Annotated in this window: 26 protein-coding genes; 3 read left to right on the top strand and 23 right to left on the bottom strand. The window is 67.2% G+C overall.

Annotated elements, in window-relative coordinates; all coding sequences use genetic code 11:
- Positions 1–55 precede the first annotated feature (55 nt).
- Both coaA and ACWD68_RS10860 read left to right on the top strand, forming a co-directional pair.
- Positions 56–1,045 carry a type I pantothenate kinase gene (gene coaA / locus ACWD68_RS10865; protein ID WP_451806094.1) on the top strand — a complete coding sequence of 330 codons (990 nt, stop codon included), beginning with the start codon at positions 56–58 and terminating at the stop codon, positions 1,043–1,045.
- A gap of 90 nt (positions 1,046–1,135) precedes the next feature.
- Positions 1,136–2,089: a DUF389 domain-containing protein gene (locus tag ACWD68_RS10860; RefSeq protein ID WP_451806093.1), complete on the top strand. Its 954-nt coding sequence runs from the start codon at positions 1,136–1,138 to the stop codon at positions 2,087–2,089.
- A gap of 89 nt (positions 2,090–2,178) precedes the next feature.
- Here ACWD68_RS10860 and glmM read toward each other — a convergent pair whose 3' ends face one another.
- The 4 genes from glmM to ACWD68_RS10840 all read right to left on the bottom strand — a co-directional run bounded on the left by glmM (position 2,179) and on the right by ACWD68_RS10840 (position 5,555).
- Positions 2,179–3,537: a phosphoglucosamine mutase gene (gene glmM, locus ACWD68_RS10855; RefSeq protein WP_451806092.1), complete on the bottom strand. Its 1,359-nt coding sequence runs from the start codon at positions 3,535–3,537 to the stop codon at positions 2,179–2,181.
- A 196-nt stretch (positions 3,538–3,733) separates the two neighbouring features.
- Positions 3,734–4,261, bottom strand: a complete 528-nt coding sequence (gene rpsI, locus ACWD68_RS10850) for a 30S ribosomal protein S9 (protein WP_355843961.1) — start codon at positions 4,259–4,261, stop codon at positions 3,734–3,736.
- A 42-nt stretch (positions 4,262–4,303) separates the two neighbouring features.
- A complete protein-coding gene (gene rplM, locus ACWD68_RS10845) occupies positions 4,304–4,747 on the bottom strand; it encodes a 50S ribosomal protein L13 (RefSeq protein ID WP_168529673.1) in 444 nt (147 codons plus the stop codon).
- Positions 4,748–5,378: 631 nt separating this feature from the next.
- Positions 5,379–5,555 (bottom strand): hypothetical protein, encoded by a 177-nt coding sequence (locus ACWD68_RS10840; protein ID WP_451806091.1) that lies wholly within the window; start codon positions 5,553–5,555, stop codon positions 5,379–5,381.
- Positions 5,556–5,707: 152 nt separating this feature from the next.
- On the opposite strand from ACWD68_RS10840, the gene ACWD68_RS10835 reads away from it, so the two are divergent.
- Positions 5,708–6,595 carry a hypothetical protein gene (locus ACWD68_RS10835; protein ID WP_451806090.1) on the top strand — a complete coding sequence of 296 codons (888 nt, stop codon included), beginning with the start codon at positions 5,708–5,710 and terminating at the stop codon, positions 6,593–6,595.
- Between the two features lie 138 nt (positions 6,596–6,733).
- On the opposite strand, the gene truA is transcribed toward ACWD68_RS10835, so the two are convergent.
- The 19 genes from truA to rplX form a co-directional block, all read right to left on the bottom strand.
- The gene (gene truA, locus ACWD68_RS10830; protein ID WP_451806089.1) at positions 6,734–7,600 is read right to left on the bottom strand and encodes a tRNA pseudouridine(38-40) synthase TruA; all 867 of its coding nucleotides are present in this window, start codon (positions 7,598–7,600) and stop codon (positions 6,734–6,736) included.
- Between the two features lie 91 nt (positions 7,601–7,691).
- Complete coding sequence (gene rplQ / locus ACWD68_RS10825) at positions 7,692–8,201, bottom strand: 50S ribosomal protein L17 (protein ID WP_451806088.1); 510 nt, start codon at positions 8,199–8,201, stop codon at positions 7,692–7,694.
- 127 nt (positions 8,202–8,328) lie between these two features.
- Positions 8,329–9,351 carry a DNA-directed RNA polymerase subunit alpha gene (locus ACWD68_RS10820; RefSeq protein ID WP_003966937.1) on the bottom strand — a complete coding sequence of 341 codons (1,023 nt, stop codon included), beginning with the start codon at positions 9,349–9,351 and terminating at the stop codon, positions 8,329–8,331.
- Between the two features lie 178 nt (positions 9,352–9,529).
- The gene (gene rpsK / locus ACWD68_RS10815) at positions 9,530–9,934 is read right to left on the bottom strand and encodes a 30S ribosomal protein S11 (RefSeq protein WP_003956432.1); all 405 of its coding nucleotides are present in this window, start codon (positions 9,932–9,934) and stop codon (positions 9,530–9,532) included.
- 69 nt (positions 9,935–10,003) lie between these two features.
- Positions 10,004–10,384, bottom strand: coding sequence for a 30S ribosomal protein S13 (gene rpsM / locus ACWD68_RS10810; protein ID WP_351126538.1), 381 nt, complete (start codon positions 10,382–10,384; stop codon positions 10,004–10,006).
- A gap of 218 nt (positions 10,385–10,602) precedes the next feature.
- Positions 10,603–10,716: a 50S ribosomal protein L36 gene (rpmJ, locus tag ACWD68_RS10805; RefSeq protein ID WP_003998809.1), complete on the bottom strand. Its 114-nt coding sequence runs from the start codon at positions 10,714–10,716 to the stop codon at positions 10,603–10,605.
- Positions 10,717–10,784: 68 nt separating this feature from the next.
- Complete coding sequence (gene infA / locus ACWD68_RS10800) at positions 10,785–11,006, bottom strand: translation initiation factor IF-1 (RefSeq protein ID WP_003948620.1); 222 nt, start codon at positions 11,004–11,006, stop codon at positions 10,785–10,787.
- 345 nt (positions 11,007–11,351) lie between these two features.
- On the bottom strand, positions 11,352–12,191 hold the full coding sequence (gene map, locus ACWD68_RS10795; protein WP_451806087.1) for a type I methionyl aminopeptidase: 840 nt from the start codon (positions 12,189–12,191) through the stop codon (positions 11,352–11,354).
- A gap of 194 nt (positions 12,192–12,385) precedes the next feature.
- On the bottom strand, positions 12,386–13,042 hold the full coding sequence (locus ACWD68_RS10790) for an adenylate kinase (RefSeq protein WP_451806086.1): 657 nt from the start codon (positions 13,040–13,042) through the stop codon (positions 12,386–12,388).
- Positions 13,042–14,355, bottom strand: coding sequence for a preprotein translocase subunit SecY (secY, locus tag ACWD68_RS10785; RefSeq protein ID WP_451806085.1), 1,314 nt, complete (start codon positions 14,353–14,355; stop codon positions 13,042–13,044). The genes ACWD68_RS10790 and secY overlap by 1 nt, the downstream gene beginning before the upstream one ends.
- Positions 14,356–14,600: 245 nt before the next feature.
- Positions 14,601–15,056, bottom strand: a complete 456-nt coding sequence (rplO, locus tag ACWD68_RS10780; RefSeq protein WP_189190330.1) for a 50S ribosomal protein L15 — start codon at positions 15,054–15,056, stop codon at positions 14,601–14,603.
- A gap of 2 nt (positions 15,057–15,058) precedes the next feature.
- Positions 15,059–15,241: a 50S ribosomal protein L30 gene (gene rpmD / locus ACWD68_RS10775; protein ID WP_055553514.1), complete on the bottom strand. Its 183-nt coding sequence runs from the start codon at positions 15,239–15,241 to the stop codon at positions 15,059–15,061.
- Positions 15,241–15,846 carry a 30S ribosomal protein S5 gene (rpsE, locus tag ACWD68_RS10770; protein WP_037694140.1) on the bottom strand — a complete coding sequence of 202 codons (606 nt, stop codon included), beginning with the start codon at positions 15,844–15,846 and terminating at the stop codon, positions 15,241–15,243. Before rpsE ends, rpmD begins: the two co-directional genes overlap by 1 nt.
- Before the next feature lie 41 nt (positions 15,847–15,887).
- Entirely contained in the window at positions 15,888–16,271 is a 384-nt protein-coding gene (gene rplR / locus ACWD68_RS10765) for a 50S ribosomal protein L18 (RefSeq protein ID WP_010986354.1), read from the bottom strand.
- A 3-nt stretch (positions 16,272–16,274) separates the two neighbouring features.
- Positions 16,275–16,814, bottom strand: coding sequence for a 50S ribosomal protein L6 (gene rplF, locus ACWD68_RS10760; RefSeq protein ID WP_451806084.1), 540 nt, complete (start codon positions 16,812–16,814; stop codon positions 16,275–16,277).
- Between the two features lie 24 nt (positions 16,815–16,838).
- Positions 16,839–17,237 carry a 30S ribosomal protein S8 gene (rpsH, locus tag ACWD68_RS10755; RefSeq protein ID WP_010986352.1) on the bottom strand — a complete coding sequence of 133 codons (399 nt, stop codon included), beginning with the start codon at positions 17,235–17,237 and terminating at the stop codon, positions 16,839–16,841.
- A gap of 211 nt (positions 17,238–17,448) precedes the next feature.
- Positions 17,449–17,634 carry a type Z 30S ribosomal protein S14 gene (locus ACWD68_RS10750; RefSeq protein ID WP_003948630.1) on the bottom strand — a complete coding sequence of 62 codons (186 nt, stop codon included), beginning with the start codon at positions 17,632–17,634 and terminating at the stop codon, positions 17,449–17,451.
- A gap of 5 nt (positions 17,635–17,639) precedes the next feature.
- Positions 17,640–18,197 carry a 50S ribosomal protein L5 gene (rplE, locus tag ACWD68_RS10745; protein ID WP_328553959.1) on the bottom strand — a complete coding sequence of 186 codons (558 nt, stop codon included), beginning with the start codon at positions 18,195–18,197 and terminating at the stop codon, positions 17,640–17,642.
- Positions 18,197–18,520 (bottom strand): 50S ribosomal protein L24, encoded by a 324-nt coding sequence (gene rplX / locus ACWD68_RS10740; protein WP_451806083.1) that lies wholly within the window; start codon positions 18,518–18,520, stop codon positions 18,197–18,199. Before rplX ends, rplE begins: the two co-directional genes overlap by 1 nt.
- Between the last annotated feature and the right edge of the window lies 1 nt (position 18,521).

The following is an 18,521-nucleotide window of genomic DNA, read 5'->3' as shown; positions in this document are numbered from 1 at the left end:
CCCGGCGTGACGGACCCCACCCTCCATCCCGTCCATACTCCCGTAACAATGGACTGTGATCTCTCCGGTCTCCTCGTTGCCGCGGAGCGCCCACCGGTCCAAGCCGGAGGCGACTCCCTACGTCGACCTCACCCGTGCCGAGTGGAGCGCGCTGCGCGAAAAGACGCCGCTCCCGCTGAACGCCGAGGAGGTCGAGAAGCTGCGCGGCCTGGGCGATGTCATCGACCTCGACGAGGTGCGGGACATCTATCTGCCGCTGTCCAGGCTGCTGAATCTGTACGTCGGTGCCACGGACGGACTCCGAGGCGCTCTGAACACCTTCCTCGGCGAGAAGGGCTCGCAGTCCGGCACCCCGTTCGTCATAGGCGTCGCCGGTTCCGTGGCCGTCGGCAAGTCCACCGTCGCCCGACTGCTCCAGGCGCTGCTCTCCCGCTGGCCCGAGCACCCCCGCGTCGAGCTGGTCACCACGGACGGCTTCCTGCTCCCCACCAAGGAGCTCGAGGAGCGCGGGCTGATGTCCCGCAAGGGCTTCCCCGAGTCGTACGACCGCCGGGCCCTGACCCGGTTCGTCGCCGACATCAAGGCGGGCAAGGACGAGGTGACGGCCCCCGTCTACTCGCATCTGATCTACGACATCGTGCCCGGCGACCGGCTCACGGTCCGCCGGCCCGACATCCTCATCGTCGAGGGCCTGAACGTGCTGCAGCCGGCCCTGCCCGGCAAGGACGGCCGCACCCGCGTCGGCCTCGCGGACTACTTCGACTTCAGCGTGTACGTCGACGCCCGCCCCGAGGACATCGAGCGCTGGTACCTGAACCGCTTCCGCAAGCTCCGCGCGACCGCCTTCCAGAAGCCCGACTCGTACTTCCGCAAGTACACCCAGGTCTCGGAGGAGGAAGCCCTCGACTACGCGCGCACGACCTGGCGCACCATCAACAAGCCGAATCTGCTGGAGAACGTGGCCCCCACCCGGGGCCGGGCGACCCTCGTCGTGCGCAAGGGCCCGGATCACAAGGTGCAGCGCCTGAGCCTGCGCAAGCTGTAGTCCCCGCGGACGTCCTGCACCGCGGTCCCCCGGGGCCGCCCGGCCGGAACCGCCGTACGGCCGCCCCGTACACACGACTACTCTGCGCCCATGCTGCACCTGCGACTGATCACTCCCGCCGACCGGACCGACGGCGTGGTACGCCTGATCGAGAAGACGGTCGGCACCACGCACCTCGTCGTGATCCCGGGTGCCGCCCGCAACCCGGCGGGCGATGTGGTGATGTGCGACGTCGCGCGCGAGGCGGGCGACGAACTCATCGGCGCGCTCCGGGAGTCGGGGCTCGACCGGACGGGTTCGATCGCCGTCGAGACCATTGACCTGTCGCTGTCGAAGCGGGCCGACGAGGCGGAGGAGGAGGCACCGGGCGAGGGCGCGGACGCGGTGCTGTGGGAGCAGTTGAGGGACGCGACGCACGAGGAGTCGACGCTCAACGTCACCTATCTCGCGTTCCTCACCGTGGCCACGATGCTGGCGGCCTGCGGTGTGATGCTCGACAACGCGATCCTGATCGTCGGCGCGATGGCCGTCGGCCCGGAGTTCGGGCCGCTGGCGGGCATCTCCACGGCGCTGGTCGAGCGTGCCCCGCATCTCGTGTGGCGGTCGCTGTGGGCGCTGCTCGCCGGTTTCGCGGCGGCGATGGCCATCACCGCGGGCTTCAGCTGGCTGATGGACGTCTTCGGGCTGTTCGAGAAGTCCATGGTGGAGGCGGCCCGGCCGAACACGGCGTTCATCTGGAAGCCGGACTGGATGTCGTTCGTGGTGGCGTTCCTCGCCGGGATCGCCGGGACGCTGTCCCTCACGTCCGCCAAGTCGGGCGCCCTGATCGGCGTCGCGATCTCGGTGACCACGGTCCCGGCCGCCGCGAACGCCGCCGTGGCCCTCAGCTACACGGACTACTCCCAGACCTGGGGATCCACCAAGCAGCTGCTGTTCAACCTGCTCGGCATCGTGGTCGCCGGCACGCTCACGCTGCTCGCCCAGAAGTGGTTCTGGGCGATGCAGCGCAAGCGGCAGGTCGTCCGGCCGGACCCCGCCCGGTAGCAGGCCGCCCGGCGGAGGCACCCGCCGCACACCGCCGTGAGGCCCGGCACCCCTGGGGTGCCGGGCCTCACGGATTCAGGTGGGGAGAACTAGCCGAGCGCCGACTTCACGGCGTCGGCCAGGCGGGCGGCCACCGACCGGGCCTGGTCGATGTCGGCGGCCTCGACCATCACGCGGACGAGCGGCTCGGTGCCGGAGGGGCGCAGCAGCACGCGTCCGGTGGTGCCGAGTTCATGCTCGGCGTCGGCCACCGCGGTGGCCAGTTCGGCGGAGGTGTTCACCCGCGACCGGTCGACGTCGGGCACGTTGATGAGGACCTGCGGCAGCCGCTCCATGACCGAAGCGAGGTCCCGGAGCGTACGGCCGCTCTGGGCGACCCGGGCGGCGAGCAGCAGGCCGGTCAGCGTGCCGTCGCCGGTGGTGGCGTGGTCGAGGATGATGACGTGCCCGGACTGCTCGCCGCCGAGGGCGTAGCCGTGCCGCTTCATCTCCTCCAGGACGTAACGGTCGCCGACCGCCGTCTGGACGAGGGCGAGACCCTCGCGCTCCATGGCGAGCTTGAAGCCCAGGTTGGACATGACCGTCGCGACAACGGTGCCGGAGCGCAGTGCGGAACGCTCTCGCATCGCCAGCGCGAGGACGGCCAGGATCTGGTCGCCGTCGATCTCGTCGCCCGTGTGGTCCACCGCGAGGCAGCGGTCGGCGTCGCCGTCGTGCGCGATGCCGAGGTCGGCGCCGTGCTCGACGACGGCGGCCTTGAGCAGCTCCAGGTGGGTGGAGCCGCAGCCGTCGTTGATGTTCAGCCCGTCGGGCGCCGCGCCGATCGTGATGATCTCGGCGCCGGCTCGTGCGAAGGCTTCCGGCGAGACACGGGCGGCCGCGCCGTGCGCCTCGTCGAGGACGACCTTCAGACCGTCGAGGCGGTTGGGGAGGACGCCGATGAGGTGGGCGACGTACTGGTCGAAGCCCTGGTCGTAGGAGTTCACCCGGCCGACGCCGGCGCCGGTCGGACGGTCCCAGGGAGCGCCGGTGCGGTGCTCCTCGTAGACGCCCTCGATCCGGTTCTCCAGCTCGTCGGCGAGCTTGTGCCCGCCGCGGGCGAAGAACTTGATGCCGTTGTCCGGCATGGCGTTGTGGCTGGCGGAGAGCATCACACCGAGGTCGGCGCCCAGTACCCCGGTGAGGTGGGCCACCGCCGGAGTGGGCAGCACACCGACGCGCAGGACGTCCACGCCGGCGCTGGCGAGGCCGGCGACCACGGCGGCCTCCAGGAACTCCCCGGACGCGCGCGGATCCCGCCCGACCACGGCCACAGGCCGGTGGCCTTGGAACGTGCCCGCCTCGGCGAGTACGTGCGCCGCCGCCACGGAGAGCCCGAGCGCGAGCTCGGCCGTCAGATCCGCGTTGGCGACACCGCGCACGCCGTCCGTGCCGAAGAGTCGTCCCACTTGTCCTCCTGAGAAAGCTTCAGAGTACGGAAGTCCCCCGAAGAATACGGAGGTCATCCGATCACATGAGCCTTTGAGCACCTTGTGCCGTTATACGCCCAACCAATGTGATAAACGAACGCCCCGGCGGCACTGTGGTGTGCCGCCGGGGCGTTCGGAGCTACGCGTACTGACGCGCAGAAGCAAGCAGCGAAGATTAACGCTTGCTGTACTGCGGGGCCTTACGGGCCTTCTTGAGACCGGCCTTCTTGCGCTCGACCGCACGGTCGTCGCGCTTGAGGAAGCCGGCCTTCTTGAGGGCGCCGCGGTTGTTGTCCACGTCGGCCTCGTTCAGCGCACGGGCCACGCCGAGGCGCAGGGCACCGGCCTGACCCGAGACGCCGCCACCCGAGATGCGGGCGACAACGTCGTAGCGGTTGTCGAGCTCGAGCACCTTGAAGGGCTCGTTGACTTCCTGCTGGTGCACCTTGTTGGGGAAGTAGTCCTCAAGGGTGCGACCGTTGATCTTCCACTTGCCGGTGCCCGGGACGATCCGGACGCGGGCGATGGCGTTCTTGCGACGGCCCAGGCCGGCGGCCGGCTGGGGGTCGCCGAAGCGGCCGGCGAGGGACTCCGAGGTGTACTCGCCCTCGACGGGCACCTCGGACTCGCTGGTGTAGCTCTCGATGTCGACAAGCTCGGTCTCAGTCTCTTCGACCGGCTGCTCAACGGTGGTCTCGGCCACGATTCTCCTCAGATTCTTTTTCGTCTTAGGGGGTGGCCGGAACTACTGCGCGACCTGGGTGATCTCGAACGGGACCGGCTGCTGCGCAGCGTGCGGGTGGTTCTCGCCCGCGTAGACCTTCAGCTTCGAGAGCACCTGACGGCCCAGGGTGTTCTTGGGAACCATGCCCTTGATGGCCTTCTCGACGGCCTTCTCGGGGTTCTTCGCCAGCAGCTCGTCGTAACGGACGGAGCGCAGACCACCCGGGTAACCGGAGTGGCGGTACGCCAGCTTCTGGGTCTTCTTGTTGCCGGACAGGTGCACCTTGTCGGCGTTGATGATGATGACGAAGTCACCAGCGTCGACGTGGGGCGCGTAGATCGGCTTGTGCTTGCCGCGCAGAATGTTCGCAGCAGTGGTCGCCAGACGGCCCAGGACGACATCCTGGGCGTCGATGACGTACCACTGGCGAGTGATGTCGCCGGGCTTGGGGCTGTACGTACGCACGGTCGTAGCCTTCGCTTCTTCAGTGAGTGGGTCCTGACATGGCCACCACGGACGATCACGACAGCCCTGACCGCACTGCGGTGACGCATACCGCGTGCTGGTCGCTGGTCATCAGCCCCGGTGGACCGGTGTAAGGGCCCCTCACGTGAGAATGAGCAAGCCAATACACATAACGAACCGCAAGCTTACCCGCGGTGCCCCGGAAGGGTCAAAACGCGAGTGCTCACACCGTCGCGGCCCTTCCTACCCGCCGCGGAGCGACGAGGTGATCGGGGCCGGCGAGCGGCAGATGACGGGGACGCCGGAGCGCCACCGATGCAGTCAATACACACAGGGTAAAGCAGTCCCGGAAGGAACGCCGGGTCACCGGCTCCAGCCAGGGCCGGCCGATCGCCGGGCACCCGCGGCGCCAGGGCGGGCCAGAACCGGGGCCCGCGAGCCGCCGAGCCGGGCTGCGGCAGCCCCGCGAGCAGCAGCGGCACCACGACCAGCGGAGCGAATTGTCGGGCTCCGCAGCGGAAACGGCGGCGTCCGTGTGACGAACCCCGCAGGATCCGGCATCGGCGGCGCCGCGGCGGGACGAGCACCCGCAGCGCGTACGGCGGGAGCGCCGCCTGCGGCACCGCGGCGATCACCGCGCCCGGCAGATGGAGGAGTGCCCGAGCACCGTGCCCGGCAGATGGAGGAGTACCGGTCGGCACAGGGCGAGCCGCCGTCCAGCCAGGTGCGCGGCCCCGACGACGATCGCGGTGTCCGTCCCGCCGTCCGAGGAGCCGCGCGCGACCCCCACGACATGCGCAGACAGCACCGCGCACGACACCGCACACACGTGCCAGGAGGCCCGACGTACCAACCACCCGGAGATGTCACTTTTGCCCGTGCCCGGTCAGATCACGCTAGGGGCTCAAGTGACCGCTGGAGCGGAACGGCACCCCCCAACGCCCGTCTAAGATGCGGCGCATGAGTTATGGGCAGGGTGGGCAGGGGCAGCCCCCATGGGATCCCTGGAAGCCGGGTTCTCAGCAGGAGCCCCAGTGGGGCAATCAGCGATCCAGCGGGAATCCCGACTGGGCCGCACTGGCGGAGGCTTCCGAAACGCGCAACAAGCGCCGCAAGGTGCTGTTCATCGTGGGCGGAGCGCTGGCCACCGTCGCGGTCGGCGCGGCCGTCGCCATGGCCGTCGTCAACGCGAACGGGAACAACCAGGCCTCGAACGAGCCGTCCAATCTGCCCGCCACCGCGGACATCCCCAGTTCCACGGCGCCGGCACCGTCCTTCGAGCCGACCTCGGCTCCGCCGCCGCTGGATCCGAAGCAGTTCATAGCCAGCGCGCAGAAGGACACGGCACCGCTGAGTCCGGACATCCTCTTCCCCGGTACGCAGCTCACCATGGGTGACCGCGTCTACCGCAAGGGGCCGACGGCCGACACGAAGAACTGCGCCTCGGCCGCGAAGGGTTCCCTCCCCGCGGTCCTCAAGAAGGACGGCTGCACCCGCTTCCTGCGGGTCACCTACTCCAAGGACGGCGTGGCGGTGACGGTCGGCGTCGCGGTGTTCGACACCGAGGCCAAGGCGACCAAGGCCAAGGCCGACGCGGACAAGAAGAGCATCATCGCGTCACTCGCCGGCAACGGCGTCAAGTCGTTCTGCGACTCGGCCGTCTGCCGTTCGACGACCAACGCCTACGGCCGTTACGCCTACTTCACCCTCGCCGGCTTCACCAACGGCAAGGACGTGACGACGAAGGACACCCAGGTGTTCACGACCGGCGACGACCTCGCCGAGTTCGCCTTCCGTCAGATCCGCCGCCGGGGCGAGGCCCAGGCATCGGCCGCGGCCGGCCAGTAGCGGCACAGGGCGGCGGCCCGGAACACCGGCCGCCGCCCCGCACAGCCCGCTCCGCGGGCGCGCACGATCGCCGAACGCGGCCCGGCAGGCCGCGGTCGGAGCGGCGGTTGAACACCACCCCGGCCGCACGCACCGTCGCTAGCAGGTCTCGCACCCGGCCGCACCCGGCAACGTCCGCCGGTTCCGCGCCTCCTTGTTCCGCGCGCCGAGCAACTCGTCCGCTGGGTAACCGACTTCCTCGAGCGTCAGGCCGTGCGGCCGTACGACATGGACGGCGGAGTCCCGCACACCGGCGGCGAGCACCTTCCCCGGCCAGTCGGGCCCGCGGTGCCCGTCCCCCACGAACAGCAGGGCCCCGATCAGCGACCGCACCATGTTGTGGCAGAAGGCGTCGGCCCGCACGGTGGCGGTGATGACACCGTCCTCGCCACGCACCAGGCTCAGTTGCTGGAGCGTGCGAATGGTCGTCGCGCCCTCGCGCTTCTTGCAGTAGGCGGCGAAGTCGTGCTCCCCCAGGAGCCGTTCGGCCGCCTGGTTCATGGCGTCGACGTCCAACGGCCAGTCGTGCCACAGGACATGACTGCGCAACAGCGGGTCGACACCGCCCGGTTCGTCGGTGACGCGATAGGCGTAGCGCCGCCAGATCGCCGAGAACCGCGCGTTGAACCCGGCCGGCGCCTCGGTGAGCGACCACACCCGCACGTCCTTGGCGAGCCGCCCGGCGAGCCGCTTCAGCAGCTTCTCCCGATGCTCGGCCCACAGCTCCTCGGGGAGGTCGACGTGAGCCACCTGCCCGCGCGCGTGCACCCCGGCGTCGGTCCGCCCGGCCACGGTCAGCTCGTACGTCGTGTCCTTCGTCCGCGTCACCGTCCGGAGCGCGTCCTCGATCTCCCCCTGGACGGTCCTGCGCCCCCCGGCCTGCTTGGCCCACCCGGAGAACTCGCTCCCGTCGTACGACAGGTCCAACCGCACCCGTACGAACCCGGGCTCCGCTTCGTCACTCACACCTAGATCCTCTCAAGCCCGGGTTCCTCCCCGGCAACGCGAAAGCGGGCCCGCCCCGAAGGGACGGACCCGCTCACAGCAAGGCAGTGCCTCAGGCGTCCTTCGACTCCTCGGCGGGAGCCTCGACGGCGTCCTCGGCCTTGGTGTCCTCGACCTTGGCCGGAGCCTCGGTCTTGGCCTCGGCGTCCTTGGCGGAACGCTTGGTGGCAGCCTCGGCCTCACCGGTGGCCTGCTGGGCCACGGTCAGGGCCTCCACCAGCTCGATGACAGCCATGGGCGCGTTGTCGCCACGGCGGTTACCGATCTTGGTGATACGGGTGTAGCCACCCGGGCGGTTCTCGTAGCGCGGGCCGATCTCGGTGAAGAGCGTGTGCACGATGCTCTTGTCCGTGATCACCGAGAGCACCTGACGGCGGTTGTGAAGGTCACCCTTCTTCGCCTTGGTGACCAGACGCTCCGCGTAGGGACGCAGGCGACGGGCCTTGGCCTCGGTGGTGGTGATGCGGCCGTGCTCGAAGAGCGACTTCGCGAGGTTCGCGAGGAGCAGCTTCTCGTGCGCGGCGCTGCCGCCCAGACGGGCACCCTTGGCGGGCTTCGGCATGGTGTTTCTCCTAGGTGTCTGCCCTGGCCGTATCAGGTACCGGGGTCAGTGTCCGAGCGGGCGATTGCCCGTCGAAGATCCGGGGTCCCGAAGGACCCCGGAGGACGGAATCCGTCCCAGTACCGGCTCAGTACTGCTCGGTCTCCACGAAACCCGCGTCCGCGTCGTCGTCGGCGCCGAAGGCGTCGGCGGCAGCGGTCGGGTCGAATCCGGGCGGGCTGTCCTTGAGGGCCAGGCCCATGCCGGCCAGCTTCGCCTTGACCTCGTCGATGGACTTCGCGCCGAAGTTGCGGATGTCCAGGAGGTCGGCCTCGGAGCGGGCGACGAGCTCACCCACGGAGTGGATGCCCTCACGCTTGAGGCAGTTGTACGAGCGGACCGTGAGCTCGAGCTCCTCGATCGGCAGCGCGAGATCGGCGGCAAGGGCGGCGTCCGTGGGGGACGGGCCCATGTCGATGCCCTCGGCGTCGATGTTGAGCTCGCGGGCCAGACCGAACAGCTCGACCAGGGTCTTACCGGCCGACGCCATGGCGTCACGGGGACGCATGGCCTGCTTGGTCTCGACGTCGACGATCAGCTTGTCGAAGTCGGTGCGCTGCTCGACACGGGTCGCCTCGACCTTGTACGTGACCTTCAGCACCGGCGAGTAGATCGAGTCGACCGGGATGCGCCCGATCTCCTGACCGACCTGCTTGTTCTGAACGGCGGAGACGTAGCCGCGACCGCGCTCGACGGTCAGCTCCATCTCCAGCTTGCCCTTGCCGTTGAGCGTGGCGAGGACGAGGTCGGGGTTGTGGACCTCGACACCGGCCGGGGGCGCGATGTCGGCGGCGGTGACCAGACCCGGGCCCTGCTTGCGCAGGTACATCACGACCGGCTCGTCGTGCTCCGAGGAGACGACCAGCTGCTTGATGTTGAGGATCAGGTCGGTGACGTCCTCCTTGACGCCCGGCACGGTGGTGAACTCGTGCAGGACACCGTCGATGCGGATGCTGGTGACAGCAGCGCCGGGGATCGACGAGAGGAGGGTGCGGCGCAGGGAATTGCCGAGGGTGTAGCCGAAGCCCGGCTCCAGCGGCTCGATCACGAACCGGGAGCGGAATTCGTCGACGACCTCTTCGGTCAACGAGGGACGCTGAGCGATCAGCATGTGTGGATCAATCCTCTTTTTCGTGGGCGCCCACTATTTGACGCCCGACGGAACCGCGCCTCGCGAGAGGCCGGGTACAGCAAGGGTACGGGCGATACGGCCCTTTTACGGAGCCGTACCGCCCGGAATCCTCAAACCGACACAGGGCCGTCGAGGACGACGACCGAGCGGCCGTGCGTCAGACGCGGCGGCGCTTCGGCGGACGGCAGCCGTTGTGCGGGGTGGGGGTGACGTCCTGGATGGAGCCGACTTCGAGGCCCGTGGCCTGGAGGGAGCGGATCGCGGTCTCGCGACCGGAGCCCGGGCCCTTCACGAAGACGTCAACCTTGCGCATGCCGTGCTCCTGCGCGCGACGGGCGGCCGACTCGGCGGCCATCTGCGCGGCGAAGGGAGTGGACTTGCGCGAGCCCTTGAAGCCGACGTGGCCGGCGGAGGCCCAGGAGATCACGTTGCCCGAGGGGTCGGTGATCGAGACGATCGTGTTGTTGAACGTGCTCTTGATGTGAGCGTGCCCGTGAGCGACGTTCTTCTTTTCCTTGCGGCGCACCTTCTTGGCAGCGCCCTGACGACCCTTGGGGGGCATCTATTTCTCCTACGGGGAGGTGGTCGGTCCTACAGCGAAGACCGCTGATGAAGCGTTGTCCGCTGAGGACTACTTCTTGCCCGGCTTCTTCTTACCGGCGATGGCGCGACGCGGGCCCTTGCGGGTACGAGCGTTCGTGCTGGTGCGCTGACCGTGGACGGGCAGGCCACGACGGTGGCGCAGACCCTGGTAGCAGCCGATCTCCACCTTGCGGCGGATGTCGGCCTGAACCTCGCGACGGAGGTCACCCTCGGTCTTGATGTTGGCGTCCACGTACTCGCGGATCTTGACCAGCTCCTCCTCGGAGAGGTCACGAACGCGCGTGTTGGGGTTCACGCCAGTCTCGGCCAGCGTCTGCTGGGAAAGGGTCCGGCCGATGCCGAACACGTAGGTGAGGGCGACCTCCACACGCTTTTCGCGCGGGATGTCAACACCGGAAACGCGTGCCATTCAATGGCTCCAGTTGTCGTTCGGAGGTCTTCCGCAGAACCGGATCCCGCCCGCCGTCGTCCTCTGATCCAAAGGATCGAGAATTCGGCACGGACCGGGTCCCCGGCCTCCGACCGGGGGTGTCAGGGCCGATGAGACTCAGCCCTGGATCCTGCGTATGAACATGTACTGCTTGCGTCGCGCGAAGTATCTGCGGATGCAGAAGGTGCGGTCGTGCGTCAGCCCTGGCGCTGCTTGTGGCGCGGGTTTTCGCAGATGACCATGACCCGACCGTGACGGCGGATCACCCTGCACTTGTCGCAGATCTTCTTGACGCTCGGCTTGACCTTCATTAGGTGAGGTTCTCCGGGTCAGTGCCACCCCCCGTGTCCCGGGACCGGGACACGGAGCAAGGCAAGATCTACTTGTAGCGGTAGACGATCCGGCCGCGCGTCAGGTCGTACGGAGACAACTCCACCACGACCCGGTCGTCAGGGAGGATGCGGATGTAGTGCATGCGCATCTTGCCGCTGATGTGCGCCAGGACCTGGTGGCCGTTCTGGAGCTCCACCTTGAACATCGCGTTCGGAAGAGACTCAACGACAGTGCCCTCGATCTCGATGGCACCTTGCTTCTTGGCCACGCTTTGCCCTTCGAATCGACTACCTTGATCGACTTCGTGCGAGCGCATGCAGACATGCGGGTGCACGAGAGCCGACGAGTCAGTCTACGTCAGGGCTCCCGGAAAGACGAATTCATCTCCGGCCACCTCCGCCATTCATGACGATGCCCCACCCGTCGGCGCGGTATGCGCGACGGGCAGGGCTGACCGGTCGTACGGTCGGCGGAGTGACGGGAGGGGAAGAAGAGGGAAAAGAAATCGAACGCAAGGTCGATGTCAGAGAATCTTGCGAGTGCCCTCCACGGGTGGCGCTTCGACCCGCGAGGGCATCGGGCCGCGCTCGGCCCGCGTGACATCGCCCGTGCTTCAGCCCGCGAGGGGATCGGGCGCCGCCGTGACGCCGTACTCGGCGAGCTTCGCCCGGCCGCAGTCGGGCGCCGTGAGAACGAGCGGCCCGTCCTCGGTCAGCGCCACGGAGTGCTCCCAGTGCGAGGACCAGGTCCCGTCCGTGGTGATCACGGTCCAGTCGTCCTCGAGCACTTCGGTCCGCGGTGTGCCGAGCGACACCATCGGCTCGATGGCGAGGCAGAACCCGGGGACCAGCTTCGGCCCCTTCCCCCGCTTCCGCTCGACGTAGTTCAGCAGGTGCGGGTCCATGTGCATCTCGGTGCCGATGCCGTGGCCGCCGTAGTCCTCGATGATCCCGTACTTGCCGCCGCCCGGCTTCGGCTGGCGGCGGATGTAGGTCTCGATGGCCCGCGAGACGTCCACCAGCCGGTTGCCCTGCTTCATGGCCGCGATGCCCGCCCACATCGACTCCTCGGTCACCCGGGAGAGTTCGATGAGCTCCGGAGCGTGGCCGGAGCCCACGAAGGCGGTGTACGCGGCGTCGCCGTGCCAGCCGTCCACGATCGCGCCGGCGTCGATGGAGATGATGTCGCCGTCCTTCAGGACGGTCTTCTCGTCCGGGATGCCGTGGACGACGACCTCGTTGGCCGAGGTGCAGATCGTCGCGGGGAAACCGCCGTACCCGAGGAAGTTCGACTTGGCGCCGTGCTCGGCGAGCACCTTGCGCGCGACCTCGTCCAGATCCCGGGTCGTGGCACCGGGTACGGCCGCTTCCCGCGTGGCCGCATGAATGGCCGCGACGACCAGCCCGGCCTCACGCATCTTGGCGATCTGCTCGGGGCTCTTGATCTGCACCATGGTGGCTGCGGCCTTTCTGGACCGGAACGACGGACTATTCCAACGATACGGGGGACTGGTCCCACCCCGCCCGGGGTCCTGGACCCCTCGCCGCGCACGTCGGCCGCGGCACCCGAAGAGGGTGCCGCGGCCGATGCGACGTACTGCTTCACGCGCCCGCGATACGTACTACCGCGGAGCGGCCCCACCCGGACCTAGGCGGCCTCGCGGGACAGCGCCTCCATCGCGCGCGCCGTGACCTCTTCCACCTTGCCGAGCGCCGCGATCGTGACGACCAGGCCCTGGGCCATGTAGTAGTCGATGATCGGCTCGGTCTGCGTGTGGTAGACCTCCAGCCGCGTGCGGACGGTGTCCTCGGAGTCGTCGTCGCGCTGGTACAGCTCGCCGCCGCACACGTCGCAGACACCCTCCCGCTTCGGCGCCTTGTACGACACGTGGAAGACGTGCGACGAGTCGTTGCGGCAGATGCGACGGCCCGCGATACGGCGGACCACTTCGTCCTCGGGGACCTCGAGGTCCAGGACCGCGTCCAGCTTCATGCCCTCGGTGCTCAGCATCTCGTCGAGCGCCTCGGCCTGCGAGACGTTGCGCGGGAAGCCGTCGAGCAGGAAGCCGTGCTCCGCGTCGGGCTGCTCCATGCGGTCCTTGGCCATGGCGATGGTGACCTCGTCCGGTACCAGTTCGCCCTTGTCCATGTAGGACTTCGCCAGCTTGCCGAGCTCCGTCTGCCGAGAGATGTTGGCACGGAACAGGTCGCCCGTTGAGATGTGCGGGATCTCCAGATTCTTGGCAAGGAACGCGGCCTGCGTTCCCTTCCCGGCACCGGGCGGCCCGACGAGGACGATTCGCATCAGCGGAGGAACCCTTCGTAATTGCGCTGCTGAAGCTGACTCTCGATCTGCTTCACCGTCTCGAGGCCGACACCCACGATGATCAGGATGCTTGTGCCACCGAACGGGAAGTTCTGGTTTGCCCCGAAACCAACCAACGCCACTGTCGGTACGAGAGCGATCAGCCCCAGATACAGCGAACCCGGCCAGGTGATCCGGTTGAGTACGTAACTCAGGTACTCAGCGGTCGGCCGGCCAGCCCGGATGCCCGGGATGAAGCCACCATACTTCTTCATGTTGTCGGCTACTTCCTCGGGGTTGAACGAGATCGCCACGTAGAAGAACGCGAAGAAAACGATCAGAAGGAAGTACATCGTGATGTAAATCGGGTGGTCACCCTTGGTCAGGTTGTCCGTGACCCACGTCTTCCACCCGGAATCGCTCTTCGAGAACTGGGCGATCAGGCTCGGAATGTAGAGCAGCGACGAGGCGAAGATGACAGGAATCACACCTGCCTGGTTGACCTTCAGCGGAATGTAGGTCGAGGTACCGCCGTAGGAACGGCGGCCGATCATGCGCTTCGCGTACTGGACCGGAATCCGGCGCTGCGCCTGCTCGACGAAGACCACCAGACCGACCATGCACAGACCCACGGCGATGACCGTGCCGAACTCGATCCAGCCACCGGCCAGCTTGCCCTGGATCTTGACGGTCCACAGCGCGCTCGGGAAGGTCGCGGCGATCGAGATGAACATGAGGATCGACATGCCGTTGCCGATGCCGCGGTCGGTGATGATCTCACCGAGCCACATGACGACACAGGTACCGGCGGTCATCGTGATGACCATCGTGATGGTGGTGAAGATCGACTGGTCCGGCACGATCTGGTTGCCGACCGGGCACGTACCGAACAGCGCACCGCTGCGAGCGGTGGCCACCAGGCCCGTTCCCTGCAGGACGGCGAGCGCGACCGTCAGATAACGGGTGTACTGCGTGATCTTCGCCGTACCGGCCGAGCCCTCCTTCTTGAGGGCTTCCAGTCGCGGGATCACCACGGTGAGCAGCTGGAGAATGATGCTCGCCGTGATGTACGGCATGATGCCGAGCGCGAAAATCGTGATCTGCAGCAGCGCGCCGCCACTGAACATGTTGATCAGGCTGAACAGCCCGCGGTTCGTGTCGGCCATGTCCATGCACGACTGGACGTTCTTGTAGTTCACACCGGGGATCGGAATGTGGGTACCGACCCGGTAGACCACGATGATGCCGAGCGTGAAGAGGAGCTTCTTGCGCAGGTCGGGCGTCCTGAACGCCCGGGCGAACGCGGTGAGCACGGTGCCTCCTGCGACCCCCGCGCTACTGCGTCAGAGGGTGACGGTCTTGAGGTTCGACGGATGACTGACAGCTAACCAACAGTCAAAGACCGCCCGGAGTTCCCTTGAGGCACGCCGGACGAAAATCAACAGTGCAGGCCACCTTACCGGCGACACTGCCCCCCTTGGAACGACCAACCGGGGATGCCCCTTTTGTGGGGCATCCCCGGTCGGGATCGCTCAAGTCATCGAGACGCCTGCTGAAATCAGACGAGCTCGGTGACGGTACCGCCGGCGGCGGTGATCTTCTCCTTGGCGGAGCCGGAGACGGCGTCGACCGTCACCTGCAGCGCCACGGAGATCTCGCCCTGGCCGAGGACCTTGACGAGGCTGTTCTTGCGAACGGCACCCTTGGCGACGAGACCCTCGACGGTGACCTCGCCACCCTCCGGGTACAGCGCGCCCAGCTTGTCGAGGTTCACGACCTGGAACTCGGTCTTGAACGGGTTGCGGAAGCCCTTCAGCTTCGGAAGACGCATGTGGAGGGGCATCTGGCCACCCTCGAAGCGCTCCGGAACCTGGTAGCGGGCCTTCGTGCCCTTGGTACCACGACCAGCCGTCTTACCCTTCGACGCCTCACCACGACCAACACGGGTCTTGGCGGTCTTGGCGCCCGGGGCGGGACGGAGGTTGTGGATCTTGAGCGGGTTGTTTTCCGCCATGATCAGTCGACCTCCTCGACCGTCACGAGGTGGCGGACGGTGTGAACCATTCCGCGGAACTCGGGGCGGTCCTCCTTGACGACCTGCGTGTTGATGCCCTTGAGACCAAGGGAGCGCAGGGTGTCACGGTGGTTCTGCTTGCTGCCGATGTACGACTTCGTCTGCGTGACCTTGAGGCGAGCCATTACGCACCCGCCCCGGCACGTGCACGAAGGAGAGCCGCGGGGGCGACGTCCTCGAGGGGCAGACCACGGCGAGCCGCGATCTCCTCGGGACGCTGCAGGCCCTTGAGGGCCGCCACGGTCGCGTGCACGATGTTGATCGCGTTGGACGAGCCGAGCGACTTCGACAGGATGTCGTGAACGCCGGCGCACTCGAGCACAGCACGCACCGGGCCACCGGCGATAACGCCGGTACCGGGGGAAGCAGGCTTGAGCAGGACGACGCCCGCGGCCTTCTCGCCCGTGATCGGGTGCGGGATGGTGCCCTGGATGCGGGGGACCTTGAAGAAGTGCTTCTTGGCCTCTTCAACACCCTTGGCGATCGCGGCCGGCACCTCCTTGGCCTTGCCGTAACCGACACCGACGGTGCCGTCACCATCGCCCACCACGACCAGCGCGGTGAAGCTGAAGCGACGACCACCCTTCACAACCTTGGCGACGCGGTTGATCGCGACAACGCGCTCAACGTACGCGGTCTTCTCGGCAGCAGCTGCGCCGCCGTCACGGCCCTTCCGGTCCCGCCGCTCGCCGCCACCGGCACCGCCACCGCGGCGCTGGGGTCCAGCCATTGGAATTACCTCTCTCTGTTTCCGCTAGCTACGGAACCGACTCAGAACTTGAGTCCGGCTTCGCGGGCGGCGTCCGCCAGGGCGGCAATGCGCCCGGCGTACTGGTTTCCACCACGGTCGAATACGACAGCCTCGACACCGGCGGCCTTGGCGCGCTCGGCGACAAGGGCGCCGACCGACTTGGCCTGAGCCGACTTGTCGCTCTCGCCGCCGCGGATCGTCGTGTCCAGGGTCGACGCCGACGCGAGGGTGTGACCCTTAACGTCGTCAATGACCTGGGCCACGATGTGGCGGTTGGAGCGCGTCACGACCAGGCGCGGACGCTCAGCCGTACCCGAGATGTGCTTCCGGATCCGGATGTGACGACGCTTGATGGCAGCACGCTTGTAAGCGTCGCCCTTAGCAATCTTGACACCGTATGCCATGGCTTACTTACCCGCCTTTCCGACCTTGCGGCGGATGACTTCGCCTTCGTACTTGACGCCCTTGGCCTTGTACGGGTCGGGCTTGCGCAGCTTGCGGATGTTGGCCGCAACCTCGCCGACCTTCTGCTTGTCGATGCCCTCGACCGAGAACCGCGTCGGGTTCTCGACCTTGAAGGTGATGCCTTCGGGGGCCTCGACGGTGATCGAGTGGCTGTAGCCGAGCGAGAACTCCAGGTTGGAGCCCTTCGCCAGGACGCGGTAACCGACACCGCTGATCTCGAGCTTCTTCACGTAACCCGTGGTCACGCCGGTGATCATGTTCGCCACCAGCGTGCGGGACAGGCCGTGGAGGGCCTTGTTCTGACGCTCGTCGTTCGGGCGGGTGACGTTCAGAACGCCGTCCTCGCCCTTAGCGATCTCGATCGGCGACGCAATGGTGTGAGAGAGGGTGCCCTTGGGGCCCTTCACCGCAACCGTACGGCCGTCGATGGTGACGTCCACGCCGGCGGGAACCGTGATGGGGAGCTTGCCAATACGCGACATAGCTGTTTCCTCCGTTCCCTTCCGTTACCAGACGTAGGCGAGAACTTCTCCGCCTACGCCCTTCTTGCCGGCCTGCTTGTCGGTGAGGAGCCCGTGCGACGTGGAGATGATCGCCACGCCGAGGCCGCCCAGCACCTTGGGCAGGTTGGTGGACTTCGCGTAAACCCGGAGACCGGGCTTGGAGATCCGCTTGATGCCCGCGATGGAGCGCTCACGGTTCGGGCCGAACTTCAGCTCGAGAACGAGGTTCTTGCCGACCTCGGCGTCCTCGACCTTCCAGCCCGTGATGAAGCCCTCCTGCTGGAGGATCTCCGCGATGTGCGACTTGATCTTGCTGTGCGGCATACCCACGGTGTCGTGGTACGCCGAGTTCGCGTTACGCAGACGCGTAAGCATGTCCGCGATCGGATCAGTCATGGTCATGAATTGGCCTTCGGCCTCTCTCGCCGGGGTTTCCTGTATGCGCCATCCCTCTCCCCACTCATGGGCGGGACGGGTGCGGTGCGGGGACCTACGGCGTAGTAAGTCGTACGGGCGTCAGGCGCCCAACCCTCCTAGCCTAAGCCATGGAGAGGTGGGCACCTGACAGAGCCCTTTGCTTACCGAGAGCCCTGGAATCCCTGAATTGCGGGGACTACCAGGAGCTCTTGGTCACGCCCGGCAGCTCGCCACGGTGAGCCATCTCACGAAGGCAGACGCGGCACAGGCCGAACTTGCGGTACACGGAGTGCGGACGACCGCAGCGCTGGCAGCGCGTGTAGCCACGCACACCGAACTTGGGCTTACGAGCAGCCTTGGCAATCAGAGCCTTCTTCGCCATCTCGCTTACGCCTCCTTGAAGGGGAAGCCGAGGTGACGGAGGAGCGCGCGGCCCTCAGCGTCGTTGGTCGCCGTGGTCACCACGGTGATGTCCATACCCCGGGTGCGGTCGATCTTGTCCTGGTCGATCTCGTGGAACATGACCTGCTCCGTGAGACCGAAGGTGTAGTTGCCACGGCCGTCGAACTGCTTGGGGGACAGACCACGGAAGTCGCGGATGCGCGGAAGCGCGAGCGACAGGGTGCGGTCCAGGAACTCCCACATGCGGTCGCCACGGAGCGTGACGTGGGCACCGATCGGCTGACCTTCACGCAGCTTGAACTGCGCGATGGACTTGCGGGCCTTGGTGACGGCCGGCTTCTGACCGGTGATCGTGGTGAGGTCGCGAATCGCGCCGTCCATCAGCTTGGAGTCGCGGGCGGCGTCGCCCACACCCATGTTGACCACAATCTTGACGAGGCCCGGGGTCTGCATGACGTTCTCGTACGAGAACTCTTCCTGCAGCTTGCCCGCGATCTCCTCGCGGTACTTCGTCTTGAGACGCGGAGTGGTGGTGGTAGCCATCAGATGTCCTCACCCGTCCGCTTGGCAACGCGGATCTTGTTGCCCTCGTCGTCGAAGCGGAAACCGACGCGCGTGACGACCTTGTTGCCGTCCTTCTCAACGACCAGCTGGACGTTGGAGACGTGGACGGGCGCCTCGGTCGTGACGATGCCACCGGCCTGCGAACCCTTGGCGGTCGGGCCGGCCTTCGTGTGCTTCTTGACCCGGTTGACACCCTCGACCAGGACGCGCTCGTCGCGCGGGTAAGCGGCAATGACCTTGCCCTGCTTGCCCTTGTCCTTACCGGTGATGACCTGAACCAGGTCGCCCTTCTTGATCTTCATG

The organism is Streptomyces sp. NPDC005141 (assembly GCF_053599975.1).
Note: the sequence above shows the minus strand (reverse complement) of the source record. Positions and strands in the feature narration are given on the sequence as shown.

What these genes read in the sequence shown, in the direction of transcription:
- rpsE (WP_037694140.1), bottom strand. Translation starts at nt 15,846, where the DNA reads ATGGCTGGACCCCAGCGCCGCGGTGGCGGTGCCGGTGGCGGCGAGCGG.
- rplF (WP_451806084.1), bottom strand. Translation starts at nt 16,814, where the DNA reads ATGTCGCGTATTGGCAAGCTCCCCATCACGGTTCCCGCCGGCGTGGAC.
- rpmD (WP_055553514.1), bottom strand. Translation starts at nt 15,241, where the DNA reads ATGGCTCGCCTCAAGGTCACGCAGACGAAGTCGTACATCGGCAGCAAG.
- rpsK (WP_003956432.1), bottom strand. Translation starts at nt 9,934, where the DNA reads ATGCCCCCCAAGGGTCGTCAGGGCGCTGCCAAGAAGGTGCGCCGCAAG.
- rplR (WP_010986354.1), bottom strand. Translation starts at nt 16,271, where the DNA reads ATGGCATACGGTGTCAAGATTGCTAAGGGCGACGCTTACAAGCGTGCT.
- rpmJ (WP_003998809.1), bottom strand. Translation starts at nt 10,716, where the DNA reads ATGAAGGTCAAGCCGAGCGTCAAGAAGATCTGCGACAAGTGCAGGGTG.
- rplX (WP_451806083.1), bottom strand. Translation starts at nt 18,520, where the DNA reads ATGAAGATCAAGAAGGGCGACCTGGTTCAGGTCATCACCGGTAAGGAC.
- rplE (WP_328553959.1), bottom strand. Translation starts at nt 18,197, where the DNA reads ATGGCTACCACCACCACTCCGCGTCTCAAGACGAAGTACCGCGAGGAG.
- rplO (WP_189190330.1), bottom strand. Translation starts at nt 15,056, where the DNA reads ATGGCGGAAAACAACCCGCTCAAGATCCACAACCTCCGTCCCGCCCCG.
- ACWD68_RS10750 (WP_003948630.1), bottom strand. Translation starts at nt 17,634, where the DNA reads ATGGCGAAGAAGGCTCTGATTGCCAAGGCTGCTCGTAAGCCCAAGTTC.
- map (WP_451806087.1), bottom strand. Translation starts at nt 12,191, where the DNA reads ATGGTGCAGATCAAGAGCCCCGAGCAGATCGCCAAGATGCGTGAGGCC.
- rpsM (WP_351126538.1), bottom strand. Translation starts at nt 10,384, where the DNA reads ATGGCACGCGTTTCCGGTGTTGACATCCCGCGCGAAAAGCGTGTGGAG.
- rplQ (WP_451806088.1), bottom strand. Translation starts at nt 8,201, where the DNA reads ATGCCGAAGCCCGCCAAGGGTGCCCGTCTGGGCGGCAGCGCCGCGCAC.
- ACWD68_RS10820 (WP_003966937.1), bottom strand. Translation starts at nt 9,351, where the DNA reads ATGCTGATCGCTCAGCGTCCCTCGTTGACCGAAGAGGTCGTCGACGAA.
- ACWD68_RS10835 (WP_451806090.1), top strand. Translation starts at nt 5,708, where the DNA reads ATGAGTTATGGGCAGGGTGGGCAGGGGCAGCCCCCATGGGATCCCTGG.
- ACWD68_RS10790 (WP_451806086.1), bottom strand. Translation starts at nt 13,042, where the DNA reads ATGCGAATCGTCCTCGTCGGGCCGCCCGGTGCCGGGAAGGGAACGCAG.
- rpsH (WP_010986352.1), bottom strand. Translation starts at nt 17,237, where the DNA reads ATGACCATGACTGATCCGATCGCGGACATGCTTACGCGTCTGCGTAAC.
- ACWD68_RS10860 (WP_451806093.1), top strand. Translation starts at nt 1,136, where the DNA reads ATGCTGCACCTGCGACTGATCACTCCCGCCGACCGGACCGACGGCGTG.